Below are 26,473 nucleotides of genomic sequence, written 5' to 3'. Positions count from 1 at the left end.
CTAATGATGAAACCAAACCCTAAATCTCTTATTTTAATCTGCTTCACTCTTCTAACACTAAATGGTGTAGCCCAAGAATTTTCTCAAGATTCAACGATTAGTATCTCCGGTTTTATTTTATCTGATAAAGAGAAAGAACCTATTGAAGATGCCATTATTACCATTAAGCGAACAAGAAGAGGAGTTATTAGTGACAGTTCCGGCGTTTTTCATTTGCAAATCCTGCCCAAAGATACTTTGGTAATTAGTTCTATGGGTTTTGAAATGATACAATGGCCTGTTCCTGCCATTGCAGATCCCAACTTTCCGCCATTTTTCAAAATTTATTTAAAAAATCAGGCAGTTCCTTTAAAGGAAGTAAATGTATATGCACTTGGAACTTATGAAGATTTTAAAGAAGAGTTCGTGAAGAAAAAACTACCTCCAAAGAAAAAGAAAGGAGAAGGCTTTAGACTAAGCGAAGCACAAATGTTTGAGATTAAACTAAAGGAACAGGCAAGAACTCCACCTAATGTTGTTGCTGGTTTAATAGGACTTGGTAGTAAAATATTCAAAAAGAAAAAGAAACCTCAGCCTGTATTTTCAAATGAAGTAAACTTTGTACACCAACAAATGCTTCAAGAAAAGTTTAACAGGGAAATTGTTACCAACTTAACTGGCGAAACTGGAAATACATTGGAACAGGTTTATGCATACATATGCAAAAATTCAAACTTTACTTATCAAGACTGTGAATTAGATATACAGACAAAAATTTTAGAACTTTACAAAGAATATAAACTAGATCCTGAAAAGGCAAATTCTAGCTTATTACAACTTAAAAAGAAAGATAAAATACCAAATCACCTGCGACCATAATTTTATAATGAAGATCTTTTTAAAATTCATACTCATTCTTTTTCTCTCAGCAAATGCTTTTTACAGCAATGCGCAATCTTTTCTGCAAGATTCAACTCTTAGTATATCTGGTTTGATCTACTCTTCGAAAACCAACGAAGCAATTCCTAACGCTACCGTAACCATAAAACGATCGAGAAAAGGTGTCATATGTGACAGTACCGGAGTCTTTCATTTACAGATTCAAGAAAGAGATACTTTGGTGATTAGTGCCTTAGGCTATGAATTGAAAGAATGGCCTGTTCCTATTATCCTAAATCCTGATTTTCCACCATTTTTTCGGATAAAGTTACAAGACATATCCTATCTGCTTAAAGAAGTTGATATCTACGCATTGGGAACCTGGGACGAGTTTAAAGATGAATTTGTAAAAGCGAAAGTGAAGGAGAAAAATCCTATTAATAAAGACATTGGTAAACAATTGGCTCCATACAATACCAAAAAACCTGATCCTGTTCCTGCTCAATATAGACCTAAAATAGATAAAAAGATGGGTATCGTTGATGCCATTTTCAGGCCTACCGATTTTCTTCACAACAAGCTCAGTAAAAAGGAAAAAATCAAAAAGAAACTTTCTAAAAGAATTAAGGAAGAAGGAAAAAACAAAAAAATTGGTAATAAATACAATGCCCAAATTGTATCGGATGCTACAGGATTAAAAGGCGATGAACTGGTTTCATTTATGGAGTTTTGTGGAAAGAAAATTCATGTGACCGAGAATTCTCGTGATTATGATGTGATGAAACAAATTCTAGATTTATACGAAGAATACACTACAAAAGAGGAGTAAACAAACGAGCAATGGATTCCTGCATTTTTTGCACCTTCGATCGGTGAATCCATTTCTCAAGAATTACCTCTTCGCTTTGCTGCAAGTCTTCTAAAAATCGTTCTCGCAATTCCAAGGTTATTTTTTCATCGTAAACCAAAGCATTTACTTCAAAATTCTGCTCAAAACTTCTCACATCCATATTGGCGGTTCCCACTGTTGACAGGATTCCATCCACTGTCATGATTTTGCTGTGATTAAAACCTGCTTTGTAAAAATAGATTCTCACACCAGCTTCCAGCAATTCTTCGATGTAAGACAATGTTCCCCAATAGGTCATGAAAGAATCGGATTTATTCGGAATCAAAATTCGAACATCAACCCCACTCATGGCCGATGTTTTTAAGGCCATTAAAATGCTTCCGTTCGGCATGAAGTAAGGCGATGATATATAAACATTTCGCTTAGCCGAAGTAATTGCCGAAAAGTAAGCCTGCATAATACTAGCCCAATCGGAATCGGCACCAGAGGCGGTTATTTGTAACAGACATTTCTCTTTGGCTTTTTTATAAGGCAGATATTTCTCATTGATCAAAACCTCCTGGCGAACAAAATACCAATCGATTAAAAACACAATTTGCAAACTCGAGGCCGATTCACCTGTCACCTTTAAATGTGTATCGCGCCAAATTCCAATATCAGGAATTCCATTGAGATAGCGGTCGGCAAAATTCAAACCTCCAACAAAGGCTGTAGTTCCATCAATTACAATAATTTTACGGTGATTTCGATAGTTTACCCTACTGGTTAATATAGGAAATCGAACGGGTAAAAAAGCCTGGATTTTTACACCTGCCTCTTCCAAAGTTTCCACAAACTGTTTACTCAGTTTCCAGCTGCCAACATCATCGTAAATCACCCGTACCTCTACTCCACTTTGTGCTTTTTCCACCAATATTTCAAGCAATTCCGAAGCCAACTCACCATCTTCTATGATGTAATATTCCAAATGAATGTGGTCTTTTGCTTTTCGCAAGGATTTAAAAATCTCGGAAAAAGTTTCCTTGCCGTCATTCAAGACATTCACCTTGTTGTAACCACTCAGTAAAGCCTTGGAATTATTCAACAACAAAGTCATGATGTTTTTCTTCTCATGGATGCGCTCATCCTTTAAGAAACGGCTTTTATCCAAACGAAGTTTCTGATCCTGACTCATTACCTGCAGCCATTTTAAATCCCCCAAACCTTTCATGCTGAACATTTTTCGCTTGCGGAAACTTTGCCCAAAAACCAGGTAAACCACAAAACCAAAAACCGGGAGAAATATCAAAACCAAAATCCATGATATGGTTTTTAAAGGACTTCTATTCTCAAGCAGAACAATGATAATGGTAGTAATAATGGTTAGAGCATAAAGAATACTCAGCGCTGCAAACAACTGTATCCAAAAATCCGACCAATTAATTGATAGTAACATAAATCTAAGAGAATAGAAGATTTGTATCTTTGTGCTTTAACAGATTTGAGATATTAGATATGAGATGATAAATTTTTGAGTGAAATCTATAAAAATCCATTTACTAATAGCTAAATTCCTAATCTATTATTGAAATTCAATGAGCCAATTAAACAACATACAATCTACAATAAATTACATAAAAAAAGAACTTGAAAGCATTTATAGTTCGCGAGAAAGTGAAAGTATTGCCTATATTTTGCTTGAAGAGCTTCTGAATTATTCACGAACTCAAATTCAACTGAATAAAACAGAGTCCATTCAAGATGAGCAATTCGCAAAAGTAAAAGAATACATTGCAGATTTGAAAGAGAATAAACCGATTCAATATGTTTTAGGCGAAGCTGATTTTTATGAACTAAAATTCAAAGTAAATCAGCACACATTAATACCAAGACCTGAAACAGAAGAGTTGGTTCATGCCATTATAAATGAAAATAAAGAAGCCAACCTGAATGTTCTGGATATTGGAACTGGCAGTGGCTGCATTCCCATTTGCCTGGCCAAGCATCTTACAAATGCAAATGTAAGTAGTGTTGATATTTCACCAAAAGCCATTCAAACTGCAACAGAAAATGCAAAACGAAACGAAGTTCAGGTTAGATTTGATGAAAGAGACATCTTAAATTGGGAAGTCTATGAGTGGGAACAATTGGATATCATCGTAAGTAATCCACCATATGTAACCAATGCTGAAAAGGTGAAAATGGAGAAAAATGTATTGGACTTTGAACCGCACACAGCTCTTTTTGTGAGCGATAATGATCCATTAATTTTTTACCGAAGAATTGCAGAATTGGCACAAGATCATCTGAAAAAAGGAGGAAAACTGTACTTTGAAATCAACGAAAGTTTGGGAAAAGAAATGACAGTATTGCTAGAGCAAAAAGGATTTTCCAGCATACAAGTTCAAAAAGACATTAATGGCAAAGACAGAATGATGTCAGCAATAAAATAATTTTATAATGTAGTGACGTAGCATTGCTACATCTTTACAAATCATTCAAAAAGCAATGTATAAAAAAAAGCCCACCCAAATAAGCTCCAAGGCAGCTCTTTCAAAAGTGCAATTTATTTGTAGCAAACAAGAAAAATGCTGCAGCGATATTCGTAAAAAATTACAAGATTGGAACATCTCTGCTGATGATCAGGATGAAATTATAAACTCCTTAATGGAAGACAAGTTTATTGATGAAAGTAGATTTACCAACTTTTATGTACGCGATAAATATCGTTTTAACAAATGGGGAAGAATAAAAATATCATACCATTTAAAGCACAAACAAATTCAGGAAAGAATTATAAATGAAGCCCTGGAACAGATTAACGATCAGGAATACAAAGAAAATCTTCAAGATCTTTTACAATCGAAATTGCGAAGCCTAAAAGATGATGATCCATACCAATTAAAGACAAAATTGTATCGCTTTGCTCAAAGTCGAGGTTTTGAATCTCAATTATCTTTAAATCTTATTAATGACTTGCTCTCAGAATTAAAATAAAACTTTAAATTTACTTTTGGCAAGCTTATTGTTAAGGAATGTTTATCTTTAATTTTGCTATCTAATATTACATTAAACCTATACAAATGATAAAAACTCTACGCACGACTCTAAATTTTTCATTGATAATACTCTTGCTTATTGGTTGTTCGGCACAACAAGGTATGGCAAAGAGAAGACCGCCAAAGTGGGTTAAAGAAAGACCTATTACTCCTGATTACTATGTGGGTATATCGGTAGTTAAAAAGGACGATTCAAAAACAAATTACATACAATTGGCCAAAAACCAGGCTTTACACGATTTGTGTTCCGAGATATCGGTAAACATTTCTGCCAACTCAGTTCTTCAACAATTCGAAGATGAAACTGCCTTTCGTGAGATATTTCAATCTGAAGTTAGAACCTCATTAATGGAAGAATTGGAAGGATATGAAATTGTTGGAACTTGGGACAACAAAAGAGGAAATGAATATTGGGTTTACTATCGTTTATCGAAATCGCAATACGAATTACAGAAGCGATTGAAACTGAACAAAGCCAAAAAATTGGCTCAGAACTTCTTCGAACAAGGAAAAATCAGCGAAGAAAAACTAGATATCTTCCAGGCTTTAAATTACTACGCAAAAGCCCTTGATGCCATTAAGAAACATTTGGACGAAGACTTGTCGGTAATGACTTTTAAAGGAAGAGTAAATCTGGGGACAGACATCTACAACTCCATTCAGAATATTTTTAAGAGAACGCAACTAACTCCCGACAGAAAAACAATCAAAATTGAAATTTCAACATCGCAGAAAGAACCTATTTTGGTGAAAGCAGAATGGTTGGGAGAAAGCGGAAACAGTTTAATTCCTAACCTTCCTTTAGAGATCGATTTCTCGAAAGGTGAAGGGATTTTAAACAACAAGGTTAGCACTGACGAATTTGGTTATGCAGCTTCGAAACTCTCAAAAGTAACTTCGAAAATGAAATTACAGGAAATCGAAGTTGGACTGGATTTAAGTTCCATTCTAGATGAAGAATCAGAAAATTATCAACTAAACAAACTGTTCTTTACGCCAGAATCGGCTCCTAAAAGCAAAATCATTATCAATGTTGAGCGTTTAAAAGCATATTTAAACTTTAGCGAAAAGATATTTGGAAAGGATTCGAATCGTGAGATTCTGAAGAACAATATGAAGAAAGAACTGTCGGAAAATTTCTTCTCGTTTACAAACGACAAAGAGAAAGCCAAAGTTTTTCTTAAAATCAATACCAATGTAACCAAAGGCGAAGTAAAAGAAGGCAGAAACTACAAAGTATTCATTGTATATCTTGATTGTTTCTTCTCCTTAACGGATGCAAAAAGTGGCATGGAGATATTTAATGATGCAATATATGAAGTAAAAGGAATGAAACCAATCAGCTACGACTATGCCGTAAAAGAAGCATACGAACAAGCTGTTGAAGAAATTCACAACGTCATTATTCCAAAATTGAATCAACTGGACTTATAATAATTAATAATGAACAATTGGTAATGAGTAATTAATTGCCTTATTACCTCAAAACAAGAAAAGATGAAAACAAGAAAATTACAATCATTATTCCTTGGTTTAGGAGTTTTATTAGCTGCCGGATTAAGTTCATGTGGATCTGCTGAAAAAGCAGTTTCTACCAAGGCACAAGGCGAAGAGCTTATCGAAGTTTATTGTACTGGTCCTGATTACCAAAGTGACAAAAACCACTTTAGAGCTTCTGCAATTGGCGAGAGTTTAGATCAAATGGTTTCTAAGAAAAAAGCAGGAACCAATGCTCGTGCCGAATTGGCAACTTTAATTCAATCTACTGTTCAAGGAACCATCGACAACTACGTAAATTCAACTGAATTGAACAATGTTGAACAAGTGGAAGAACGTTTTGAAGGTTTAACTCGCGAAGTAATCAACCAACAACTGAACAACATTAAGGTAATCTGCGAAAAGCAAACCAGAACTTCACAAAACAAATACAAAACTTACATCGCTCTTGAAATGAGTGCTAAAGATTTGGAAGAAGCAATCAACCAAAAATTATCGCAAGACGACAAGTTGAAAGTTGATTACGATTACGAAAAGTTCAAGAAAACCTTCGAAGAAGAAATGCAAAAACTACAAACTCAACAAAGAGGTTTCTAAAAACTTTCAATGTATAAATGAAAACAGCGCATGGAATTACTCATGCGCTGTTTTTTTTTTGTAGTAGTAGGATGGTGATATTCACCTATGATTCCATTTTAAATACCTATCGGCATGAATTAGTCAATTCAATACTCTTGATAATTCCTGAACCCGATTAGGAGACATCGGAAGTTTATAAATTTCGCTATTACAAGACAGCAAACATTGCTTGTCTTTTCTGTTCACCGACTTCAAATAATCCAGGTTAATTACTGCCGATCGGCCAATTCTGAAAAATACCTTGCTTGTTAATTGTTGCACCACGCTTCCCAAGGTTGTGGAAGTAGTTAAGCTTGTACCGTCAACTAACTTGATATCGGTGTAATTTCTATCTGCCTTGCAAAAAAGTATCTCCTCTGGCTTAATTACTTCAAAACCAACACGATTTTTAATGGTGACTCTCTTCTGTATTTGCAACTTTAGAAACAATTCTGTCATGCGTTGTTTCTCCATTTCTTCGTATTCCATGCTCTGAACACGATTCAAACAAAACTGCAAATCCTCAATGGCAATTGGCTTTAGCAAATAATCAACTGCCGAAGATCGGATGGCTTTAATGGCAAAACTTTCGTTTTTGGTTGTAATGGCAAAGTTTGGATGCTCTCCCAACTCCAACAAGCCATGAATTAACTCAAAGCCATTTTCGTTTTTCAGATTTACCTCTAAAAATACCAATTGTGGCTTGTGCAAAACGTAAAGTAATAAAGCCTCTTCAACAGTAGTAGAATGATAAACCTTGCACTCTGGTTCAATTTTACTTAGTTTCGATTTTAAACCTGCAATTTCCTTTTTGCAGTGATCTACGATTAAATAAACATTCATGGTCGGGATTTTTAGTTTGATTTTCTTTAAACAAAACTCACCAATTACTCTATACAAAAAAATAACCCGAAGTAGTAGATTTTGCTCCTGTGAATTGATCCAAGCCCGATTTTTAGATATCCAACACCCAATTTAAGTGATTAAAGTACAAGTTCTGCTTTTTCATAAAAATATGTATGCAAATGATCTTTTCAGAGAAAATAATTTATATTTTCGATAATTATCTTATTTGTAATATGAACATTGTTGTAATCGAAGATCATCATTTACTAAAGAAGGCAAGTGCCGATCTATTGGCCGAAATGTATCCTGAAGCTCATATCGAAAGCTTTACTTATCCGTCGAAAGCCACAGCCTATATTCAAAATCATGAAATCCATTTGATGTTGGTTGATTATGAATATACAGACCGAAAAAATGAAGATATCATTTCATTTGTAGCAGAGCTCAAACAAAAAAGAAAAAATATAAAATGCATTGCTTACACGAATTACAAATTAAATGTAATTCTAAAAGATCTGCGAAAAGCCAAGTTCAACTCCTACTTAAATAAAGATGCTAAAATAAAGGATATTGTATCAACCATTGATGCCGTTATGAGTCAAGATTCGGACTCTTTCTTTGAATCTCCATCCTACCTAGAACACAAACGAAAAGTTGTTGAAGAAAATAAAAGGTTTTATAAATCGGATAAAGAAAAACAAAAATCGCTAACCAAAACCGAATTAAAGGTAACTAAAACTACATCTGAAAACAGTAGCGATAGTAACGAACAATTGGCAAGTAAACTGGGAATTACACTCAACACCTTAAAAAAACACCTTAGCAATATCTATCGCAAATTGGATATCAAAAGCAAAGATGGTTTAAAGCATTTTCATGATAGAGTGAAAGAGAATTAGCTAACCTTTCATAACCTTCTAATAATCGTGAGTAAACCGTTTTTTTTAGATGAATACCTATTCTTGAGAATAACTTCCTGTTTTAGCTTAAACTAAACTTGGAGCCAATACAGGCTGAACTTTTTAATACTGTCATGGGCACCCACAAAATACTAACTTTTCTGAATGCCATTTCACAAAAAGAAAAGTACATTTAGACTTTGTATTTCTTAAAAATTTGTAAAATATTACTTAGAACAATGTTCAACGATGATGGCATTAATTTTTTTGGCTAAATCTTCGTAAGCCAATTCCGACGCCTCAACAAAATTATTCAAACTAACTCCCTTTTGTTTTATTGTATTCTGATACACTTCCTCCTTATTAAATGCTTTCTCGAAACTAATTTCAGCATCAACATAACTCACATAGGCTCCATAGTCGTTGTTGTGTTTTCGGGCCTTGGCAGTAATGTTTATCAACCAATCGGCCTTATCAGCAAGCTTGGTGTAAGAGTACTTTTGTTGTGCCAGTTCTGCCTTTAATTTGTTCTCTAGAAGACTAGTTTTCGAATTAAAAATGTACGAACGAATTTGCAAGCAAAAGCTCGGTCCCGATTTTAGAGCATGCAATCCTTTATCCACATCGGCTTTCAGCTTATTAATATCTTCTATTTTAATATCTAATTGTAGCGAATTGCCATCAAGTGCACTTAAAATTTCATAGGCAAAATCGATTTCCTTACTCCTCTTTTTTGCAGCCAAAAACTTTTCCTCGGCCTTGTGCTTTTCCATGTTCTTAACAAGTCCATCTGCAGTATTGATTAAGGCTTCAGCCTCACTCATATTTTTTCGAATATCCAACAGATAATAGTTAATTAAATCAGTCTTTTTAACATGCGCAAAGGCATAAATCAACTGCTTTCTCTTTTTTCCTTTCTTCACATGAGTATCAACATGAACTCCATTTACTTTTGCAAAAGTTGATGATTTAATATTTGAAGAATAAGATTGTTTATAGCTGTCTGATTTTCCGTCATTCTCGCTCAACACATTTAATTCCGAGCTACTTTTAATGGTAGTTAAAATGCTGGCCGATATCTCTTCTTTGGCCAATTCCTTCATTCGAACTATGGCATCGGATAATTCCTCGTCTTGATTTTTTTCACCACTGATGAATGCCGTTAAATAATCGTTGCTCTGATAATTGAATCGGCGATAGGCTTCATCCATCCAATCTGGCGACTGTGCAAAAACCGATTGCATTCCCAATAGCATTAGCAGAATGGATATCCCAATTCTGCCATTGGCAGCTAAAAGCTCATTGTATCTTATAATTTTATTCATTTATAACTGGAAAATTTTTAATGGAATGATCTTTTCTGGAAAAAGGAGATTCTATTGTGTTTTAAATCTAAAAAGCGTAATTGATGTAAAAAAGCAATGGAAAATAGTAGTATTGTTTCATGATATACTCTTTGATTAATTAACTGTTCTTACGCATCTAACATAAGCTGTATAATCATACCCATCATACCATGCTCCCTCTTTGGTTGAACTAAGATGGGAGGCATATTTTCTAAAATGCAACATCCAAATTCCACTTCCCTTATTGAACCAATAGTTCTCTTTCTTTAATCCTGTTAACTCATACCTGTGCTGATGTATCACCTTAATTTCTTCCTTAGTTGGCAAACGCCAATCACTATATCCTCCGTAACTTAAATTCTTTGAAGCCCTGACAGCCTCTCCTTTGGTCATTTTATTTGTGAAATCTCTATCAATCACCATTATTTTATAGGATTTGAAATCAACAGATACACTAAAGGTTTGAAATTTTGGCCTAGCAGGTGAAGTAGTTTTTGTTGTCTGCCCTCCAGCAGGTCGTGAAGGTCGTGTGCTGGAAACATTAACTTTTTTCCCTACCATTTCAGCTGCAATTTTCTGACAAGCTGTATTTACAAATGCATAGCCTCCCTCTACAAATGCTGATGCAGGATTATTGATTTCACCACTTTCCAGATGAATCAAATAAGCTTCCAAATAATATGCATTTCCATCTTTGGTAATTTTCGATACACACACATAATCAGCTCCCGACATCTGTCCTAGTTTCAGTCTCTGTTCATCGTTTACCATGCCCGATTCCTGGAACTTAAACTCTTTCATCATATTATCAATATCTACACGGGTAAAAGCCTTAAAGCCCGACTCTTTGCTTAATGACTTGGTTAATTCGCCGCGAACCATATTTTTGACCATAACCGATATTCCATCTGTAACAGCCAGAGATTCCAACATGGCAATTTTTTTAACTTGTCCAAGCAGTGTAATTGATGTAAAAAAAGCAATGGAAAATAGTAGTATTTGTTTCATGATATACTCTTTGATTAATTAACTGTTCTTACGCATCTAACCTTATATTTATGATGATCATAGGAGGCGCTCCATGTATCTCTCATTGGAAAATGAACCCAAATTTTGCCTTTGGCATTATACCAATAACACTCTCTTTGTTCTAATCCTGATAAATCATATCTATTTTTAAACATTACCTTCATCTCCTCTTTGGTTGGCAATCGCCAATCGTTAAATCCACCATAGTTCAAATTTCTGCAAGCCCTAACCGCATTATCTCTTGTCATTTTCTCAGTAAAATCTCTATCAATCACCATAATTTTATGGTTTTTAAAATTCACAGATACATCGTATACTTTAAATTTCGACTTGACAGGAGTTTTCTTTTTGGGCGCACTATAAGTGCTATGCGATACAGCAACCTGTCTTGTAGGTGGAATCTTGTTAGCAAGTTTCTTCCCTACCATTTCGGCTGCAATTTTCTGACAAGCTGAATTTACAAATGCATAACCTCCCTCTACAAATGCTGATGCAGGATTATCGATTTTTCCACTTTCCAGATGAACCAAAAACGCTTCAAGATAATAGGATTTGTCATCTTTGGTAATTTTCGAAATACACACATAATCGGCTCCCGACATCTGTCCTAGTTTTAGTCTCTGTTCATCGTTTACCATGCCCGATTCCTGAAACTTAAACTCCTTCATCATTTTATCAATATCAATACGAGTAAAAGCATCAAATCCTGGCTCCTTACTTAAGGACTTTGTTAATTCTCCACGAACCATGTTCTTCACCATTAACGACACCCCCTCGGAAGAGGCTATAGGTTCAAGCATGGCCACTCTTTTGGCTTGTCCGAAAAGTGTAATTGATGAAAAAAAGACAATAAAAAATAGAAGTATTTGTTTCATTAGGTAATTCATTTTAAATGGTTTTTGACCTGTAGTTTGCAAATCAAAAATAAAATGAAATTCCTAAGATTTGTTTGGGAGAATATCCTATTTATCTAAGAGTACATTTAAAGCAACAGAAGCAATTATTTATTTTTCGGAGTATAATAAATCCTATCAACTACACCGTCAAATGAAAAGAAACCCCATTGCCCGGAGAGGTTTGCCAATCCAGTTTTCCTGAGAGCAGCTCAACCCGCTCCCGAATATTGATTAGGCCATTTCCTTTTTTAGCCTCTTTCAGGTCGAAGCCAATGCCATTGTCGGTATAGGCCAAACGTACTTTGTTTTGCACACGCGAAAAACTGATTACAATAGAAGATGCATTACCGTGTTTTAAACTATTGGTTTTTAATTCCTGAACAATGCGAATCAGATTTATTTTTTTCTCATAGTCATCAATTTCGAAGCCATCGGGAACATATATTTTCAGGTCGATATCTTCGGGAAAATGATCCAATTGCAAGGAATCCGACAAGGCATCGCGGAATTCCTGGTTGGCAATGGCGGTCATGTTCAATTGGTGAGAAATCCCTCTCACCTCATCACTTACTTGTCGCAATTGATCTACAAAACTCTCCCCCACACTTTCTTTTTCCATGCTTCTGCACAAATAAGTAAGGTTGCCAGAAATAGAATCGTGCAATTCCATTCCCAATTTGGTACACTCTCTGTTCGATGCCGCTACTCTTTCCTTTAAAATTCTCGTCTTTTGGCGCTGCTTTACAAAGAAACCAATGGGTAAAAGAGAAAATAGAAACACCCCAAGTACAATTTTCATATAGAAACTTTCATTCGCCTTGGCTTCCTTCTCGATATTCAAAACTTCTATTTGCTGCTCCTTTTCGCGGGTTTGGTACCGGGTTTCCATCTCCTGCATGTGTTGCATATTTTCCGTATTGAAAATGCTGTCTTTAATGCTGATGTACTTGTCGTAGTATGCCAAGGCTTCTTTGCCTTTGTTTTGAGCGGCGTAAAGGTTTTTTAGTTGCAGATAGATATCTCGTTCCAAATCAAGAGTTTTAATCTCCTTTGCTAATTCTTTAGCCCTTAACAAATAATGCTCTGCTTTTGTAAAATTATTTTCATGAATCAATATAATAGACAATAACAAGTATGAAGAAACTAAACCTAACCTATCGTTAACTTCCTTCCTATTTTTTATAGCTAATAACAAATTAGATTTGGCATTCTGAACCTGTCCAAGCTTAAATTCTACATTGGAAATATTATGAAGCGTTAAGGAAATCTTCATCTTGTCTCCAAATTCATTTTTGATCTTTAAAGATTTCTCAAAGTTCACCAGTGCTTCTGAAAATTTTTTCTGCTCCAAAAGAAGATCACCTATATTATTATAAGAAATGGCTATTGCTTTTTTACTTCTCAATTCCAATCTTACTTCCAACCCCTTTTCATAATGAATCATCGCATTTTTAAAATCTCCTATGATTCTGTATACATGCCCTATTTCTTCATAACAAGTTCCTAATTCACCAATTATAGAATTAAACTGTAATGCATAATCTTTTGCTTCAATAAAGTATTTCAAGGCTTTTGGAAAGTCACTCTTTTTGTAGTACGAAATACCTACATTTATAAGTGCCATTAACTTTGACTTATTCTGTTTTTTTTCTTTCAAAATATCCAATATCTCCAACCCCGCTTGTATACTTTGATCATATCTACCTTGATTATTTCTCAAGACTGATATATTGTTGCAACTTTTCACCCATATCACGGTATCATGAACTTGCTTAGCTTCGTCTATGGCTTTGTGGAAATACAAAACAGCAGAATCAACCTTTCCCTTTTTAGCACATTTAAATCCTTTTTGAAAAACGTTTATTAATGCATCATTATTTATACTTGATTTAGAATAAGCGGATTTGGAAATGTAAGTTGTAAATAAAAGGCAGAAACTAAAACAGAAAATTCGAAACATTATTTAGCTTTTTAAGAAATTAAAGAGAAGCCAATCAAAAAATGGCTTCTCCAATTTATCATTATTTATCTACTTTTCAAATTCTCTATTATATTCTTACTTTATAGAGAAATCTTAATTACTAAAAAGCACACTATCATTAGAACTGTTAACAGTTTTGTTTTCTAATGAATCCAGGTTTTGATCATGCTCAACATCACAAGTGTAAACTATTGAATCATCTAAAACATTAATACTTTCATAGGGAGCTGTCGAAATATCAACATTATCGAATGACTCATAATCATTTTCGCGTAGATCCAAATCATCACTGTTGTCACAGCTAAAAAGAGTTAAAGAAATCAATGCGATTAAAAGCGTATAAAAAATAGTATTGGTTTTCATCTTGTTTCGTTTTAAAGTTTTGACATGGCTCGCCCATTACGATATGGTGAGCGTTTAATTTGAACACCCAAGGGTGTCCTGATAAATCGGGTTTGAAAGGATGAGTGAACAGTCTGCAAAACGAGAAATCGTCCTTTCATAGCAATTTTCGAATTGCTTATGTTCACTCTTTAAGAATGTTTATTATCTTTGGTAGCTAACCAAGTTCGAACGAAATAAACATTCGGTTGAAATTTCTATGAACAAAACTAGGCAGAACCCAAATTGTAATTTTGGAAATGATTGGAAACTTCCATTTCCAAAAAAAGATAGTAAGATAAATTGAGCCGTATTGCTTCAATTATTTTGGCTCTGTTGATTTATAGTGGGTCATTCTTTGGAATTATTGTTTTGACCGTTATTTGTTTCAGTGGCCCAGGTGGGCATTGGAAGGTCGAGCTAATTAGACGCAGAAAAATTTGTAGAAAGACGGGGAAGCTGAGAACTTGTTCGAAGATCACGCCGTCGCACTTAAAGTTTTCAAGTATAAATAGTTTGAGCTTACACGCCCTAGATTCTTTGTTTCCTTTCTCATCAATGGAGAAAGGAAAAGCCATGCGGCTTGAGCTATGTAAAGTTAAAATAACGAATCATGGAATAATTTTTCGTCAAATAAAGATTGCTTTAATTACCCACTAAATTTCATATAGAACCATTATTTTTTACAATCGACAGAAAACCCAAGGATATGCTTGTAACAGAAACCCCTACCATTAGATACTTTGCCGAGGCCGAGGCAAAAGCAAATGGATGCGAAATCAGAACCCTAATCCGTAAAGAGTTTCTGAATCACGAAAACAAGGAGAATTTTAGCACGGCTTCCCGAATCAAGAATCATGTAAACCATACACTTTTAAAATACATACAAGCCATTTGGAAAGGCTCCATCATCAATTGGCAAAAACAGATGGAAGAGGTGCTTGTAAGTGAAAATCTACAAACATCATTTTGTGCCAAACGCTGCCTAAGCATATTAAGTGATTATACAAGCCTGAACGCTTATGAGCAAAACCATCAGTTTCTGATCGCCCAAAGCCAGGAACTAAAAAGCATTATCGATGAAAATGCAATGCTTTGGAAAGAGAAAGGAAAATACGATGCTCTGCTTTGCTTGCAAGAGGAGTTTCTAGAGTTTATACAAGAAAAAATACTAATTGATGCCATAAATACTTTGAAAGGATGTCGGATGATTACGGATCAGTTTTTAAAGGAGATTAAAAATTTATCTGACAAGGAAATCCTGAAAAGTTTTGACTTGAATGCCGATGATTTTAAGCAAGCCAAAAGTTTAATAACCGGCAATTGTACCACCGAGTTTCGCGAATACACCATCAATTTTGCTGTTGGACTTTTGATGTTGGATTTGCAAAAGGAATACGCCATTATCGAAGAGAGAAAAAAGGAGGGCATATCGCTTTTGCAAAGCAAAAAAAGATGGAATGACTACCTGGAAGAATCGAAAAATCAGACCTGCGGTTTTTTGGCTGAAATGTCGAAAGAAAAATACGATGCCGAAGTATTTACCGACCGCAGCCAGGTTAGCAAGTCATTTGATCAGTTTATCGAATCAGAATCGAATGCATTTGTACTATTGGGCAATGCAGGAAGCGGAAAAACCAATCAGATTTGCCATTGGGCTTCCGAGTTGCTACAAAAAGATGAGTGCATCATCTGTATCAACAGTAAAATTTTCTCAAACCTTAGTGTAGAAGAATATTTTCAGACAGCCTTTGGCGAAAACAAACTGGAAACGCACTTGGCCAATATGCAAATTCTGGCCAAGCAGCATCAAAAGAAAATCTACCTTTTTTTCGATGCCATCAACGAGTGTGTGGATTATTTTGATAAAACTTCACAAAAGAATCAGAAAGGTCCAATTGAACTGCTGAATGTAATCGAAAAGTATTTCATCAAACAAAATTTGTCGGAGCTTAAAGTTGTAATCAGCTGTCGTTCCTATACCTGGAAAGAGCTGATTGAACTGAGAGCAAGTCATATTAAGCAACATTTGTATTATTCCAATCAAAGACAAAAGGAACACACCACCATTCAGCATTTGAGTGAGTCGGAATTGGCCTGCACTTACCAAAAGTATCAGCAAAAATTCCAACTCCAAACAAGCAAAGAGGAACTCTTTCATTCCGATTTCAATTTGATCAGGAATCGATTAACCGATCCGCTCATTCTAAAAATGTCATCCCTGGTTTTTCAAAAGAAAGCTCTGCCCAAGGACATTCGTCTGTTTCATTCCAATTATCTGTTTGAAAATCTGCTAAAGGAGAAAGGAATTACGCCAACAGGATCGAACAGGCGTGAATATCTTCTAATCAATAAAATTGCCAAATACCTGTGGAAATCCAATCATGATTCCATTTCGGTGGAACAATTAATTTCGGCATACGAGGATGAGGATTATCCATTGCACAGTATCAGCAAAAGCATTTATAGCAATGATCAATTGGAGTACAGTATTCCTTTTGAAGCCCTGATTGAAAAGGGAATCCTGAAAATTGAAAAGAAATATGGTATTGATGAAATTCGATTTGTGTACGAACGTTACCAGGAGTATTTGTTTGCCAGAATTTTTAAAGATCAGGAGAATATAAAACTGGCTCACCCGGCATTGCCTATTCCACCCGAATCGTACAAAACAGCCCTGCTAACCGGTAAAAACTATGCGGTAGTTCGCAATGCCCTGCGCTCTGCCCTGCTTCAGGATTATTTGGACAAAAACAACGATCCTAAAACCATTTTAAGCCTGGCTTACGACAACAACTACGAGGTTCAACAATTGGTAATAGATGCTCTTTCGGTGATTTTGCAGGAAGATTACAATCAGCTTTGGAGCTTGCTGGAACAATTGTTATCGCACAATAGTGAAGATTCAAGCGAGAAGGGAAAACGCCTCGACAAATTGGAGAAATTATTGGAAGACTACAGCAAAAAAAAAACCAATAGCCAATCCACAAGATATGAACAACGCCTGCAAGAGCGTAACCAGATATTGAACGATTTGTCGCCCACCATACAGGTGAAAAAAATTGCCATTTACGCCATTTATGAAATCTTTAAATCGGATATCTACCAAAATCAATTGTACCCGAAAGACAAACACCCGGTTTCATCCTTGTTGCATGCCATGGCCAACCCGGTTTCACGGGTTAGAGATATTGTAAGTTTGTATGTTTATTACATCACCAAGCTGGATAAAAACCTGGGATTCGAAATTCTGGATCATCTTGCAGGTAAAATGACCAAATCGAATGTCATCTTTAACTTTTGGAACGATTCGCTAAAGAAACACGTATTCGAACCTGCCATTCGAATTAGTACACTTTTAATTGTGGAAGATCTTTCGAGCAAAAAGAAGGTAGATCTTAGCAAAGATTATGAATTCACTTTTAAGATTATCAAGCAGTGGATCAAAATTCTTACTGAATTCAGTATTGTATTCCCGGTTTTAAAGAAGTTTACCTTGCGAAAACTGGCAACTGTTCAATCGGAATATGTGAACAATGGAATTGAATACCAGCATTTCTGGGATAAAATTCCTATTGTCGGCAAGAATGGAGAATGGTCGCAGCAAGGCTACAATCAACTGCTGGATTACCTGACCAACGAGAAGGAAGATTTTAAAAACCTGCACCCTTTGGTAATGAAAGCCATGTATTCGGGAGATGCTTACAGCTTTTTTATGCTGGAAAGAGTCCTGATTATGCAAGCTTTTCAGGATTGGAAACGCATAGAGTACATCGTACAACAGGTTAACGAGGCCGATGTTTCACATCCGTGTGTGGATTACATGCAGATGTCTACTTTATACGTATTGTTCCGATACCTTATCGCAACCGAAAATCCCGATCAGGAAGCCATGCAATTGTTTTCAACACTTACCTACAATTGGACTGCAAGATGTAAGGGCGTATATTTTGCTCACAACAATTACGAGGCCAACAACAACAAACCTTACAAGCAATATACGCTCAATTGGTATGGTGCTGCCTATTGCGTGCATTATGGCGATGGCAACAAATGTGATGGAGATAAGTATCCGATGCCGATTTTCTACCAGCTGATTGATGAAGCTATGCTGAAAATGGACAAGGAATTACTGTACTGCTGCATCGAAAATATTGCGGTTTTGGTTACCGATTTTGGTTACCACAAAAGCGCACTTCAATTGTTCGAATACACTATAAATAAGATACAGCACGAATCCACAATTATTGATTTGGATGCGATACCAGTGGATCGTGCCAATTACCAGGATGATATCAGAACTTTTTTGTGCAAAACCTTGGGTACCATTAAAAGCTACCATCATAAAGAGGTGGATTTCTTCATTTACAACAATTTGAGAAATTCTTCCTTCCCGGATATCGACAAGTTCCGCGAAGAGCTAATCAACTACAATCAATCCTATGAAAACATTGGCGATTTGCTAACCCATAAGTTTGGTAATTTTATCATTTGGTCTTTGCAAAACGATCCGAAAATTAGCGCCTCCTTCAAGCAAATTATGCAATATGGAACCGAGGTTGAAAATTACAAAGGATGGTTCAAGAAGCTATCAACCCATGTGTTTGACAAACTTTTTGGCATCGAATTTTAAACTCAGAAATCATGACGACTAAAAAAAGAAAATACAAGAAAATACTCCTTCTGATTCTATGCATCCCAATTTTGTATGGAGGGTTTCATTACATCAAACTCACTACTTTTTCGAAGACTATAACTCATTCCTCCCTATCCGTTATTGCACACCGGGGAGCTTCGGCCAATGCGCCAGAAAATACACTGGCTGCGGTGAAGCAAGCGCTAAACGAGCGTGCAGATATGATAGAAATCGATGTTCACCTCAGTAAAGATGGGAAGATATGCGTAATGCATGACAATAAAGTAAACCGCACCACCAATGGCAAAGGAAGAATTAAAAACCTGGATTGGCAATACATTCAAAATCTGGATGCAGGCGCGTGGTATTCTTCAGACTTTAAAGGTGAAAAAGTACCATTGCTGCAAGAGGTTTTGAATTGTGTGAGTGGGCAGTCCAAATTGATCATCGAAATCAAAAATAAAAGCTCCTACTACCCGGGAATTGAAAAAAAAGTTGTGGACTGCATTCAGCAACACAAAGCAGAAAATTGGTGCATTGTGCAAAGCTTTCACGAGGATGTTTTGGAGAAGGTTCATCAATTGGCACCAAAGCTTGAACTTCATAAGCTGGAGGTATTTGTTATTTCATCCCTGAACATTGCGTTTGGCAAGGCACCACATCTTTTCAGGCCTAAAGATTACATTACCTCTTACAATGTCAACTGCTTTTTTCTGTCGGAAGGCATTGTTCAAAAATTGCATCAACTCCATAAAAAAGTAAATGCATGGACCTGCGATTCTCCTTCAGTAGTAAAACGAATGAAATATATTGGGGTTGATGGGGTGATTACCAATGAACCTGCAGCAATAGAAAAGTATTAGTGCAATTCTAAACTCCATTATTTATATAATTTTATGAGAAGCCAATATGATATTGGCTTCTCGAGTTAAACAAGCTTATACTACATCCAAAAATTCTTACTTGCTTTCATTTTTGGAATTTTCCAAACTATCCAATTGGCTATTATGTTCAACTTCAAAATGAAAAACAATAGAGTCATTATTGAAATTACGCTTCTCTTCAGAATTCATAAAACTATTATCAATATCTCTAAATCCATTTTGATTCTCTTGCAAATCCAAATCATCACTTTTAGAACAAGCCTGGTTCGAAACTAGGATAACAATTAGCAAAGAAAGTAATGTATATTTTTTCATGATTTTATGTTTTTTGTTGTAAGAATTATTTTTAATCAACTGATGTACTGACAGTTTTACCGTAGGATCCTTGTTCGATAAAGGGTGTACCTTTCCCATTTCGAAACTTGGGCTTCGATTTTTCATACCTAGAAATTTTAAAGGTTAATAACTACCTCCTCGTTTGGAGGTCAATTCCTAATGGCTGGCCAGCACATTTTTTTGTTAGGAGTAAGAGGTCTTATGCTTTCTTAAAAACATTGATTTTTTTTCATCTTAAACTGATTTAAAAGATTAATAATAACTCCACCATTTCTTGAAAATTGATTTTTGTTGATCAGCAATTTGAATTAGTAATGTTTAGGTTCCGGATCCCTTTTGTATAACATTACAGGTTAATTTTGTTCATTGGCAGATTGTTTTAATTTTATCTTTTGTAAAGGAATTAAAATATCATTGGAAATAGTTGGAACCACCTGGAAAACAGCAAGAAATATAATTTCCATTTTATTTCTAAAAATGGAAGTTGGTTCAAATGTTGATTCCAAAAACTTCAATCCATTTCTAAAATCTTAAACAATCAAAATACTCCAAATGGATCCCAGAATAAAAAATATCAAACTAGCTATTGTAGATAAGAACAATTCACACCTATATGGTCAGAAATTTACTAGAGGAAAAATTAGAACAGATGTTATAGAGTTTCTTAAAAAGTTTAGTCTATTTAATTCTACAGAGCTTGAATGTTCAACTCATCCAAAAGCTAAAGCAATTTTAAAGTATCTAAACTTTCAAAAAGGATCACTTAGTTTCAAAAATGAGAAAGAATTTAAACAACTAATAAAGAGTGCTTTGTTTCTGTCAATTGAAAATATCATGAAACCAGGAGACTCTCCAAAAACTACTAATGATGAATTTCTCGATTTTATTGAAAGATTCTATAATATCAGTTCAAATACCAACCAAAATCCAATTATTTCCGACTCCCAACCTAGGTCAATATGCTCGAATGGTCATGAAGAAAAAGACCACACAACTCCTATCAACACCAATGATTTTCAAAACCGAATTATTAACCATTACAAAAGTGATGGTCTTCCTACCATGACAATAGATTTAAAATTTAAAATACAAGAGAGCCTCTTTAATTATTATGAGCAAACAAAATCCGAAAATATCAGTACTGGCATATGCAGAACTAACTCTACCATATCAAATAAAGTATCTAACGAAATTCTCAATTTTAAACAGCTTACATTCATAACCGGATCACACAATACCAATATTAGTCAGCTGGCAACATGGCTCTGTCAACGGGCATGTCTACAATCAGATCATAAATACCCAATTCCTGTTTATATTGACATTAGTGGTAAAACATTTAGTGATAATAGATATTGCTTGGAAGAACAGGTAATAGCACAATATTGGAAAATTAAAAAAGATGTTCCCCTAAGTGTGAAAATATGCGAAGTGCTAACAAAATCACTTCAGTTTAAATTAATTATTGATGGTGTGGATACTCTTTCTGATGAGGATCAAAAATATCGTCTACCAAGGCAACTTGAAAGAATAAATCAGACGGACTGTATCATTATTACAAGAAAAGGGTCAAGAATGTTTAAACAGTACCCTTGGGTGAATCAAGTTTCAGTATTGGAAAAGGAAAAAATATCTTTCAAAAAGATGACTGATCCAAAGTTGTACCTTGAAGAACTGGAGTTTAAATACTATCAAGAACCTAAATCTAATAACACATCCATCAATAACGAACAAGTTGATTACAGACAAAGAGAATTTAATAATATTATTCTGGAAGCTGAGAAATTTGCTTGTATCCTGCTAAAAAGAAGAAGTCATGAATTTAAAAGTGAGAAAAAAAATCATAATCTCAGATCTCTTGCTACGCAGTTACATCAACTTGAATTAGGTAATTTAATTGAAATTGAAGATACCAATAGCTGGAAATTCCATTTTGTCTCTCCTGAACTGGAAGAGTATTTAATTAGTTGTCATATTAAACAAGAATTTACTCCAGATTCAATTATTGCCCTCGCATTTGAAACGCAAACTCTCACTCTGGCAATTCAATTACTGCAAAGAAATACTAAGAATTCAGAATTTATTGCTGAAACACTACAAGAACTTAAAAAAAAATACAATAAGACAAGTGATGTAAAATATTACTACATACTTTTCATCTTTCTGACAAAAACGGCTCACCTTGGTAATAATATAAATAAATTCTGGACAGAAGAATTTGGACAAGATTTTATAAGTACTTATCTATCCTCTATTAAGAGAAAGAAATGGCATTATTTTCTATTGGAATCAGCACAAAATATATTTAAACATATTAACTATAAGGTAAAAACTGTATTTATCCAATTAATAATTGTAAACCTGAAAAACAAATATCAAAAATATTTGCAAGAAAATAAGCAAGATAGTAAAATACTAACTGAAATTAATTGCCTGATTTACCTGATTGAAAAGTTACAGACAAATTCAATAATTAACATTTCTGATTCTTACAAAGAGTTAATCTTCAACATCCTGCATCAATTAAATAATAATAATTTAAGCATGGATATCCAATCCTCAGTGTTCACATCTATTTTTTCCAAACTCTTTAAAGTATTCAAAGAAGCAGGTTTCAATACAATTCTGGAACTAACAGATCGTCTAAAGAAAGAACTCCTTCCTAGCACATCTAAAGATATTAGTACTCAAAAAATTGTTTACAGCCAACAAATTCAAAATCTTATCAAGTACTTAAATAGTCCCGAATTTCTAATTCATTGCGCAAACAATACTTTAGAAAATGAAATAGATTGCTGGTTTACCATTTGCGAACCTGTTCCAAATGATGAAGATTCAGCCTTACTGGCAAAACATCTTAAAAATCTAACAAATATATTTTTCAAAATTGCAAGCGATAAATATTTAAATGAGACTGAAAAGTCCAAAATCATATCTATTATTATTAAAGGAGTCTACACCATAAGCGAATTACCTAAACCTTACCGAGATGAAGATGCCATTAAGAAAATTTTTGAGGCATATCAGTTATTAGATATGACTTCAATAGATGCAAGCATTGCATTTTGGGATACCATCCGTGAGCTTAATATTTCAAGATTCAGTAAAACAGAAACAAAGGAACTACTTGACAAACTATACAGGAAGAGGAAATATTCATTCGACAATGCTTTTTTTCTAATCGCATGCAATCATGAAATTCCATACCAATTTCTAGGTCCTTACCTGGAAAAGATTGCATCTAAAATTGTAAAGTTTAATGCTAATAATGAACTCAAGATTCGATTAAAAAATCAGTTACGAAGAGTTGTTAGAAATGATAAAACAGGTTGGTCATCAATAGAGTGCTTACGAAAACCACCATACAATTCCGAAAAAGAATACCTAAACAATGTAATGAGTGTTGTTCTGGAAGAAAGTAATTTTCACAGCACTAACATTTGGAGTATTGTTAAAAATTACGCAGGTTCAAAAGAAACATACAACATCTTAATATCTATCCTTTCTAGAAAAATCAGATATGATGACTCCCGTAACATCTTACCTATTATTCAAATTTGGACAAACTATTCTCTGTTATCTACTTTGGAAAGTAAAAAACTAGACCAGCCAATCTATTTGCTGTTGAAAGGAGTACAGTTACACCGAAAAAAATTAAGTAATGAGTTCAATTGGGATATAGTATTTAAATCATTATCCAAACTTATAAACAAAGTTCAATCCGAATCAAATGGTAAGAACCCTAATTCCTTATTAAGATGTATATTATTATACAGCCTTAGTAGCTTTAATGAAGCTTTTACTCCTGCAAAAATTGACTTAACTCAATTCTCTAAGCAAGATCAGAACTATATTAAAGCGGAAATAATTGATACATACAACAATCCTGATTTGAAGAAAATGAAGAATATCTTTGACCCTAACCTATTCAATGATTTAACAGATAGATCTAAAGATAAATACTCTGATCAATGGGAAATTCTAAATGAGAAATTAGAAATATTTTGTATATAACTGTGAATCGTTAGAGAATTAAATTTTCACCACTAGTATTTTTTCAATCAAAGCGCCACTCCCTCACAGAAGTGGCGCTTTTTATTAGCAACTATAAATATGTAAAACCTATATTTCTAAGCCTCTACATTTTATTCTTCCTCTTTTTCGTTGCGGGTTTTACGAGCTTTAATGGCGCTCATAAACTCGGCAATTACCTCGTTTATTTTGCGCATAATTTGCTTGTATTCTTCGCTTGGAGTCATCTGATAGTTCAGCTCCAAGAACTGGAAAAGGAATTCCAATGTTTTGCGAAGTTCCAAACAAGCATCATCGGTTTTAATTTCGCTGGTACTGGCTTTGGCATCAATTCTGGCCTTCTCAGCAGTTTCAAACTCAGCCTGTGCCTGCTTCAGCTCAGCTACCCATTCGGTTAATAGCAATAGGGTAATGGCTGCTTTTAGCTCTGGCTTGTTTTCAAAATCAGAAAGCAAATTGTTCAACCTTGCTGATTCAGCCGAATAAGATTCTTTGTGTAAATTCACACCATAAACTCTTATTTCATTCAATACCAAACGTGCCGCATTTTGCCATTCTGGTTTCAAACGTTTTACACATGCTCGCAAGTAATTACGAAGGGCTATAAAACCATCATCACGTCGAATGTCTTTATTTACTACTTCGGTAGTTAAAGCAGCTGTACTGTTTTTTATCATCGCCTCATCAAGATTGGTGAGTGCTGCTACAACCCTATCGTAAGGTTGTTTTAAGTTAAGGGTTTCAAGCTCATAACCAGTAAAAATTTCTTTTACTCTTTTTCCAAAAGTAAAATACTCATCTCTGTGCAGAGCATGAAAAGACATGTTTTCTATCATCTCTTACTTTTTTTGGTTAGTATTATGGGTGAGTCCTGTCTAAACCAAGTGGTTCATATCAGTTAAAATCACTCTTCCCTATAAATGTATTTGTGCTATGCTATTTGTAATTTCAATGTACACTTTCTCATCTCGTTTGAAGACATTTTAAGCTTTCCTCTTATCCAATCAACTTGAGGGAAGCCAATTCACACTTTAATTTGTTTCGCTCAATTTGGGCGGAGCCAACTTAAGCTTCAATTGGGGCCAAACAAATTGCAGGGCTCTGCTTCACGCTTTAATTTTTATCAATCAAGTTGATTGAGTGCATCTCAAGCTTCAATTTTCATTTTTCCAATCAGTTTGAGCCTATCTTAAGCTTTAATTTGTTTCAAACGAATTGATTTGAAGTCTGTAAAGTTAGAACCAACCAAATTGGCACCAGTAAATTGTTCCTACTAACAATATTTCCAAAATGGTTGATTCTATTATCCAGCTTAAAGCAACAGAAATTCTTAAGAAACCATTGCTACCTCTTGCTCCTTAAATTTCGCAGCATACCAATCCTCTGGCTTTTTCAGTGGGTTGATAAATGAGGTAGAATAGTTGATGATAAAGTTTAATATTCCGAAAAAAGCTACCAGGAATCCAACGAAAAAGGCAACCATTACAATCGCTACAATTAGTATCATGGTTGATGTTCCCTCCGATTCGTAATCTCTTTGCCAAGGACCTCCGTTTACACTAACATATTCTTTAATAGAAAATCCTGCAAACAAGGCAGCCATAACACCTCCAATAATACCTAGCTTGCGAGAGTTAAAGTTCTCCATTCTTTTCTCCAAGGCATACCTTGCTGTTCGGCTCGATAAGTAATAAAATGTAATCCCAATAATATGAATCAAGGTAAATGAAGAAAGCAATATGCCAATATCCATGATGCCCATAAATACCAAAATACCAATTGCGCATCCCAGTATCCATTTCGATCCGGTGAACTCTCTTGTGGTTCTGTCCTTGTACACATTTAAAAACTCCTCAACACGTGCACATACAACTGGGTCGCTAGGACACAAGCGTGTGTTGATATAGTTTAATCCATGACGCATATATCTGGCTTGAGCACCGCTGGTAATGGTAATCATTTCGTTACCCTCATCATCGGTAAAAGGAGTTAGTTTCTCCTCTATGCCCACCAAAACTTGTTCTGCTCTGTCATTTCGCTCTTCTTCTGATAAGTCTTCAGGTATTTTAAACTTATCAGGATTTTCATCGCCCAGCATTTTTTCCTGGTAATTGGTATAAACTACCAAAGGAAACAATACAAAAACGCCTAATAAATAGCTTCCTGCAAAAATTACTTGCATCCAATCGATTCCTCCTCCTTTTGATTCGGTCTGATCGGCAGGGGTCGTTTGCTCTGTCGTATTCTCTACAGAAGGATCGGTCTGAGCCAAAGCACTAGCTTGCACACCAATTGTTCCACAGAGAACAAACAGTAGAATTACTATAAGCAGTTTTTTCATATTTT

At 34.9% G+C, this 26,473-nt stretch carries 20 protein-coding genes; 10 read left to right on the top strand and 10 right to left on the bottom strand.

The annotated features are described in order from the left end of the window. Window positions 1-6 precede the first annotated feature (6 nt). Window positions 7-858 (top strand): carboxypeptidase-like regulatory domain-containing protein, encoded by an 852-nt coding sequence (locus tag BXY64_RS02115; RefSeq protein ID WP_170150554.1) that lies wholly within the window; start codon window positions 7-9, stop codon window positions 856-858. A 7-nt stretch (window positions 859-865) separates the two neighbouring features. Next, window positions 866-1,687 (top strand): carboxypeptidase-like regulatory domain-containing protein, encoded by an 822-nt coding sequence (locus BXY64_RS02110; protein WP_120238324.1) that lies wholly within the window; start codon window positions 866-868, stop codon window positions 1,685-1,687. On the opposite strand, the gene cls is transcribed toward BXY64_RS02110, so the two are convergent. Further along, complete coding sequence (gene cls / locus BXY64_RS02105) at window positions 1,671-3,143, bottom strand: cardiolipin synthase (RefSeq protein ID WP_120238323.1); 1,473 nt, start codon at window positions 3,141-3,143, stop codon at window positions 1,671-1,673. The two genes, BXY64_RS02110 and cls, sit on opposite strands and share 17 nt — an antisense overlap. Before the next feature lie 139 nt (window positions 3,144-3,282). On the opposite strand from cls, the gene prmC reads away from it, so the two are divergent. The 4 genes from prmC (at window position 3,283) to BXY64_RS02085 (ending at window position 6,840) form a co-directional block, all read left to right on the top strand. Then, on the top strand, window positions 3,283-4,140 hold the full coding sequence (prmC, locus tag BXY64_RS02100) for a peptide chain release factor N(5)-glutamine methyltransferase (protein ID WP_120238322.1): 858 nt from the start codon (window positions 3,283-3,285) through the stop codon (window positions 4,138-4,140). 55 nt (window positions 4,141-4,195) lie between these two features. Then, a complete protein-coding gene (locus tag BXY64_RS02095) occupies window positions 4,196-4,684 on the top strand; it encodes a regulatory protein RecX (RefSeq protein ID WP_245996572.1) in 489 nt (162 codons plus the stop codon). A gap of 86 nt (window positions 4,685-4,770) precedes the next feature. Continuing rightward, entirely contained in the window at window positions 4,771-6,180 is a 1,410-nt protein-coding gene (locus tag BXY64_RS02090) for an LPP20 family lipoprotein (RefSeq protein ID WP_120238321.1), read from the top strand. Between the two features lie 63 nt (window positions 6,181-6,243). Further along, window positions 6,244-6,840 carry an LPP20 family lipoprotein gene (locus BXY64_RS02085; RefSeq protein ID WP_120238320.1) on the top strand — a complete coding sequence of 199 codons (597 nt, stop codon included), beginning with the start codon at window positions 6,244-6,246 and terminating at the stop codon, window positions 6,838-6,840. Between the two features lie 123 nt (window positions 6,841-6,963). Here BXY64_RS02085 and BXY64_RS02080 read toward each other — a convergent pair whose 3' ends face one another. Next, window positions 6,964-7,704: a LytR/AlgR family response regulator transcription factor gene (locus BXY64_RS02080; protein ID WP_120238319.1), complete on the bottom strand. Its 741-nt coding sequence runs from the start codon at window positions 7,702-7,704 to the stop codon at window positions 6,964-6,966. Window positions 7,705-7,940: 236 nt separating this feature from the next. On the opposite strand from BXY64_RS02080, the gene BXY64_RS02075 reads away from it, so the two are divergent. Continuing rightward, entirely contained in the window at window positions 7,941-8,606 is a 666-nt protein-coding gene (locus BXY64_RS02075; protein WP_170150553.1) for a response regulator, read from the top strand. A gap of 227 nt (window positions 8,607-8,833) precedes the next feature. Here the strand turns inward: BXY64_RS02075 and BXY64_RS02070 are convergent, their stop codons facing one another. The 5 genes from BXY64_RS02070 to BXY64_RS02045 form a co-directional block, all read right to left on the bottom strand. Beyond that, a complete protein-coding gene (locus tag BXY64_RS02070) occupies window positions 8,834-9,931 on the bottom strand; it encodes a hypothetical protein (protein WP_147375862.1) in 1,098 nt (365 codons plus the stop codon). A 135-nt stretch (window positions 9,932-10,066) separates the two neighbouring features. Beyond that, the gene (locus BXY64_RS02060) at window positions 10,067-10,960 is read right to left on the bottom strand and encodes a CsgG/HfaB family protein (protein WP_120238315.1); all 894 of its coding nucleotides are present in this window, start codon (window positions 10,958-10,960) and stop codon (window positions 10,067-10,069) included. Window positions 10,961-10,974: 14 nt separating this feature from the next. Then, window positions 10,975-11,856, bottom strand: coding sequence for a DUF1566 domain-containing protein (locus tag BXY64_RS02055; protein ID WP_170150552.1), 882 nt, complete (start codon window positions 11,854-11,856; stop codon window positions 10,975-10,977). A 160-nt stretch (window positions 11,857-12,016) separates the two neighbouring features. After that, window positions 12,017-13,837, bottom strand: a complete 1,821-nt coding sequence (locus BXY64_RS02050) for a tetratricopeptide repeat-containing sensor histidine kinase (RefSeq protein ID WP_120238313.1) — start codon at window positions 13,835-13,837, stop codon at window positions 12,017-12,019. Window positions 13,838-13,951: 114 nt separating this feature from the next. After that, window positions 13,952-14,221, bottom strand: coding sequence for a hypothetical protein (locus BXY64_RS02045; RefSeq protein WP_120238312.1), 270 nt, complete (start codon window positions 14,219-14,221; stop codon window positions 13,952-13,954). 727 nt (window positions 14,222-14,948) lie between these two features. On the opposite strand from BXY64_RS02045, the gene BXY64_RS02035 reads away from it, so the two are divergent. Beyond that, window positions 14,949-18,872: an NACHT domain-containing protein gene (locus tag BXY64_RS02035; RefSeq protein ID WP_120238310.1), complete on the top strand. Its 3,924-nt coding sequence runs from the start codon at window positions 14,949-14,951 to the stop codon at window positions 18,870-18,872. 11 nt (window positions 18,873-18,883) lie between these two features. Beyond that, entirely contained in the window at window positions 18,884-19,738 is an 855-nt protein-coding gene (locus BXY64_RS02030; protein ID WP_120238309.1) for a glycerophosphodiester phosphodiesterase, read from the top strand. 96 nt (window positions 19,739-19,834) lie between these two features. Here the strand turns inward: BXY64_RS02030 and BXY64_RS02025 are convergent, their stop codons facing one another. Next, window positions 19,835-20,200, bottom strand: coding sequence for a hypothetical protein (locus tag BXY64_RS02025; RefSeq protein WP_120238308.1), 366 nt, complete (start codon window positions 20,198-20,200; stop codon window positions 19,835-19,837). Window positions 20,201-21,157: 957 nt separating this feature from the next. Here BXY64_RS02025 and BXY64_RS02020 point away from each other — a divergent pair. Further along, window positions 21,158-24,109, top strand: a complete 2,952-nt coding sequence (locus BXY64_RS02020) for a hypothetical protein (RefSeq protein ID WP_147375860.1) — start codon at window positions 21,158-21,160, stop codon at window positions 24,107-24,109. Between the two features lie 131 nt (window positions 24,110-24,240). Here BXY64_RS02020 and BXY64_RS02015 read toward each other — a convergent pair whose 3' ends face one another. Then, the gene (locus tag BXY64_RS02015) at window positions 24,241-24,963 is read right to left on the bottom strand and encodes a DUF6261 family protein (protein ID WP_147375858.1); all 723 of its coding nucleotides are present in this window, start codon (window positions 24,961-24,963) and stop codon (window positions 24,241-24,243) included. Window positions 24,964-25,457: 494 nt separating this feature from the next. Next, window positions 25,458-26,468: a hypothetical protein gene (locus tag BXY64_RS02010; RefSeq protein ID WP_120238305.1), complete on the bottom strand. Its 1,011-nt coding sequence runs from the start codon at window positions 26,466-26,468 to the stop codon at window positions 25,458-25,460. Window positions 26,469-26,473 lie beyond the last annotated feature (5 nt).

It is taken from the genome of Marinifilum flexuosum (assembly GCF_003610555.1).
GTDB classification, from domain to species: Bacteria; Bacteroidota; Bacteroidia; order Bacteroidales; family Marinifilaceae; genus Marinifilum; species Marinifilum flexuosum.
The sequence above is the reverse complement of the archived record's forward strand: the minus strand, read 5'-3'. Positions and strand labels throughout refer to the sequence as shown.

Excerpts from the sequence above, each read along its gene's own strand:
- BXY64_RS02030 (WP_120238309.1), top strand. The coding sequence starts at position 18,884 with ATGACGACTAAAAAAAGAAAATACAAGAAAATACTCCTTCTGATTCTA.
- prmC (WP_120238322.1), top strand. The coding sequence starts at position 3,283 with ATGAGCCAATTAAACAACATACAATCTACAATAAATTACATAAAAAAA.
- BXY64_RS02045 (WP_120238312.1), bottom strand. The coding sequence starts at position 14,221 with ATGAAAACCAATACTATTTTTTATACGCTTTTAATCGCATTGATTTCT.
- BXY64_RS02015 (WP_147375858.1), bottom strand. The coding sequence starts at position 24,963 with ATGATAGAAAACATGTCTTTTCATGCTCTGCACAGAGATGAGTATTTT.
- BXY64_RS02080 (WP_120238319.1), bottom strand. The coding sequence starts at position 7,704 with ATGAATGTTTATTTAATCGTAGATCACTGCAAAAAGGAAATTGCAGGT.
- BXY64_RS02025 (WP_120238308.1), bottom strand. The coding sequence starts at position 20,200 with ATGAAAAATCGAAGCCCAAGTTTCGAAATGGGAAAGGTACACCCTTTA.
- BXY64_RS02060 (WP_120238315.1), bottom strand. The coding sequence starts at position 10,960 with ATGAAACAAATACTACTATTTTCCATTGCTTTTTTTACATCAATTACA.
- BXY64_RS02115 (WP_170150554.1), top strand. The coding sequence starts at position 7 with ATGAAACCAAACCCTAAATCTCTTATTTTAATCTGCTTCACTCTTCTA.
- BXY64_RS02090 (WP_120238321.1), top strand. The coding sequence starts at position 4,771 with ATGATAAAAACTCTACGCACGACTCTAAATTTTTCATTGATAATACTC.
- BXY64_RS02020 (WP_147375860.1), top strand. The coding sequence starts at position 21,158 with ATGACAATAGATTTAAAATTTAAAATACAAGAGAGCCTCTTTAATTAT.
- BXY64_RS02070 (WP_147375862.1), bottom strand. The coding sequence starts at position 9,931 with ATGAATAAAATTATAAGATACAATGAGCTTTTAGCTGCCAATGGCAGA.
- BXY64_RS02055 (WP_170150552.1), bottom strand. The coding sequence starts at position 11,856 with ATGAAACAAATACTTCTATTTTTTATTGTCTTTTTTTCATCAATTACA.
- BXY64_RS02010 (WP_120238305.1), bottom strand. The coding sequence starts at position 26,468 with ATGAAAAAACTGCTTATAGTAATTCTACTGTTTGTTCTCTGTGGAACA.
- BXY64_RS02085 (WP_120238320.1), top strand. The coding sequence starts at position 6,244 with ATGAAAACAAGAAAATTACAATCATTATTCCTTGGTTTAGGAGTTTTA.
- BXY64_RS02050 (WP_120238313.1), bottom strand. The coding sequence starts at position 13,837 with ATGTTTCGAATTTTCTGTTTTAGTTTCTGCCTTTTATTTACAACTTAC.
- BXY64_RS02035 (WP_120238310.1), top strand. The coding sequence starts at position 14,949 with ATGCTTGTAACAGAAACCCCTACCATTAGATACTTTGCCGAGGCCGAG.
- cls (WP_120238323.1), bottom strand. The coding sequence starts at position 3,143 with ATGTTACTATCAATTAATTGGTCGGATTTTTGGATACAGTTGTTTGCA.
- BXY64_RS02110 (WP_120238324.1), top strand. The coding sequence starts at position 866 with ATGAAGATCTTTTTAAAATTCATACTCATTCTTTTTCTCTCAGCAAAT.
- BXY64_RS02095 (WP_245996572.1), top strand. The coding sequence starts at position 4,196 with ATGTATAAAAAAAAGCCCACCCAAATAAGCTCCAAGGCAGCTCTTTCA.
- BXY64_RS02075 (WP_170150553.1), top strand. The coding sequence starts at position 7,941 with ATGAACATTGTTGTAATCGAAGATCATCATTTACTAAAGAAGGCAAGT.